The organism is Chitinophagaceae bacterium (assembly GCA_007695095.1).
In the GTDB taxonomy this organism is placed as follows: Bacteria; Bacteroidota; Bacteroidia; order Chitinophagales; family REEL01; genus REEL01.
Genome location: REEL01000078.1, coordinates 1 through 3,394, shown reverse-complemented (window position 1 = coordinate 3,394; position 3,394 = coordinate 1). Strand labels below are relative to the sequence as shown.

Annotated in this window: 1 protein-coding gene; it reads left to right on the top strand. The window is 35.4% G+C overall.

Features of this window, described 5'->3' with window-relative positions:
• Positions 1 to 294 precede the first annotated feature (294 nt).
• Positions 295 to 3,394: hypothetical protein (locus tag EA412_03680; protein TVR81105.1), on the top strand; the 3,100-nt coding region annotated here is incomplete at its 3' end.

Here is a 3,394-nt window from a genome sequence, read left to right as displayed (position 1 = left end):
TATCCTAAAAAGGGTAGCCGCTTTTTTTTATGTACAAACAAGAATTAGTAAAAAATGAATACTCATTAGTGGAACGAAAGCGTATATGCTTAAAAAATAATTATGATTAAAAGTAAAGCTAAAAAGGGTTTTAGGGGATTTATTGAAAATAAATCTAATTTAAATTATTAAATTCAGGTTATTTAGTATTTATAATAAAGAAAAATGATAATTTTGTTGAAAGTTTTCTTGCTTTTAATAAAATTCAAAGTTATCTTAAGCAGAATAGTATAAACAGAATAAAAATAGAACAAAATGACAAAGTTACATAAGGGTTTTAAAAAGTTTTATTTGATACTTGCATTTTTTATTTGTTCAATTTCAGTAAATGCCCAAATAACTACGCCACTTGTAATAGGAACATGTACATTTGGACCGGGTGACATTCCATCAGAATTGGACAGTATAGTTGATATTCAACCACTAACTTTTGATAATTTTAGTCAGGTTGATTATATTATTGCAGGTAGAATGGATAATGGCAGACCCGGAGCCTGGGAAGTAAATCTTTCAAATTGTGAAATTAGGGGTTTAAGAGCCGGTACGGAGCTACCAAATAACTCACACTCTGGACTTCAATATAACAGAAATTGGAACTGGAATGTGACAGGTATTGCTCCAGATGGCAGTAAAATTTACTTAGATGCCGTAAATGATGGTTATCAAGTTACAGGCGGACAATGTTTAGCAACAAATGCACCCGATATACTTGCCGGTACTACAGTTCCAATATCATTTAGTCTTGATGTAAGTGGGAATCCGTTTTATGGAAGAGTCCGTTTTCTGGGCTTTAATCATGAGTGTGATTTTTTATCAAATCCATGTAGCAATGGATATATCTATGGTTGTGAGCAAGATACTACTTCTGCTTGTAACCTTACTGTGAGCTTAATAGGCTCAACAGATAATACTTGTATTTCAGATACAATTCCTCCGGAGGGGTGCTTTGTTGATTCTGTAGTTTCTACAAATCAGGGAAATACTAATACCGGTGGTTCTGTAGCAACTATCAGAAGTAATCCTCAAAGTGTTGTTGGTCCTCCCGGTTCACAGGCGGCAGTAACAAACGGAGAGTTTTATTCATTGGGTTTTGGAGGTGATATCATTGTACGTTTTTCATCTCCTATTGCAAATGGTCCCGGGAATGATTTAAGAATTCTTGAGGTAAGCGGACAAGTTGGTCAACCATCTTATCCTATTGGCACACCATGTTCTATTTACCCTGAAAAGGCTGAAATAGCAGTTTCACAGGATGGGATTAATTTTATTATTTTAGATACTATTTGTAGAACCGGAGAAGTAGATATTGATCCTTTGCCTTATATTCAATATGTTCGGATAACAGATGTTTCAAATCCCAATGACTTTGGAACCGGCCCTTTAAGTGATGGCTATGATTTAGATGCAATAGAATGTTTAAACGGTTTGTATGATGCTGAAAATGGAAGTATACAAATCAGTGTCTCCGGAGGACAAGAGCCATATACATTCTTGTGGAGTAATGGTGAAACAACCCAAAATATTAGTGGATTATCAGGTGGAACATATACAGTTACTGTTACCGATGATGACGGTTGTTTTGAAACATTGACAGTATTTATTGACGATTTGTTTAACCCTGTAATTACAGATGTTGATTTGTCTGTGTTTGGATGCGGATACAATATTTCTTGCTATGGAGCCAGTGATGGTTTTATAGATATTACAGTTTCTTCCGGGATTCCTCCTTATACTTTTGAATGGAGTGGATCGGGAAACTTTACAAGCAATAATCAAAATATAAACAATCTGCAGGCAGGCTTATATAATGTAACAATTACCGATGCTAATAATTGTATTTATAATGAAAGTTTTGAATTAACAGAACCGAATGAGTTATTTATAAATATCGATAGTATATCTGTTTATTCAAATGGTTTTAATGTCAGCTGTTTTAATTCAGCTGACGGAATGATAGAGGTATCTTTAGAAGGTGGCTGTTTGCCGGTTTCTGTAAGTTGGAGTGGTCCGGATGGCTTTGTTTCCGATGTTTTAAATATAGATAACTTAGTAGCCGGAGATTACAATTTAAGTATAGTCGATTCAAATGGATGTTCTCTGGATACTTTGATTACCTTGACTCAACCGGATTCAATCTCACTTTTATTAAGTTCTGCTACTGATTTTAATGGTTTTGATATAAGTTGTAATGGAGAAAGCGATGGTGAAATTTTAAGTACTGTTAGCGGTGGAGTTCCTCCATATCAGTATTTGTGGTCAAATGGTAGCACAACAGAAAGTATAGAAAATTTAACTGCTGGTTTATATTCTGTTACAGTGACTGATTCAGTTGGATGTATTATTGAGTCTGAGTTAGAGCTCACAGAGCCTGCTCCACTTTTAGTTACTATAGACTCTATATTCTCACCGAGTTGTTTTATAGAACCTCAGCCGGATGGATGTTTTGCTCAAGCTGTAATTTCATTTGATCAGGCATTAAATGTTCAAGGTGGACCCGTTGCGGCAAGTAGGAGCAATCCAAATGCAGCCTTAGGTGCTCCAAATGGCAATTTTGTCTCTCTTGGATTTGGTGGAGAGATAATATTTGATATGGGAGGTCAGGTTCAAAATGGACCTGGCAATGATATTTTTGTTACAGAAATAACCTTTGGAAATCAAACTTGTGCAACATATCCTGAACAAATTGAAGCATATGCTTCTCAGGATTTAGTCAATTGGGTATTTTTAGGCACAGGTTGTTTAGATGCAGGTTTTGATTTAGGCACTTTGCCTTGGGCTAGATATTTTAAATTCATTGATATTTCAGATAGTGCTTTTTTTGCCGGAATTACCGGTCATGTTCCTGATGGTTATGATATTGATGCGGTAGAATGTTTGAATGGGATTGTGTATCCGGATGAGACAGGCTCTGCATTTATTACTGTTAGTGGTGGTGTTCCACCTTATAGCTATAACTGGAGTAATGGGACAACTTCTGAAGATTTAATTAATGTTGTACCGGGTACTTATACGCTTACAATTACAGATGCTAACGGTTGTGAAGAAACTATTGATATAACTATTGAAGAGACTTTAAATCCGGTAATAACAAGTATTTCGAGTCCAATTTTAGGTTGTGAGCATAATATTTCTTGTTTTGGAGGAAGTGATGGTTCAATATTTTTAGAAGTCGACTCAGGAACTCCTCCATATATATATAACTGGTCTGGACCGAATAATTTTAGTGAAAACACTCAAAATTTGAGTGGTCTTTCAGCAGGTACATACTCTGTAACAGTTACAGACGCAAATGGTTGTATTGATACAGCATCAATCACCTTAACCGAACCGGATGAACTATTAATCAGTGATATTA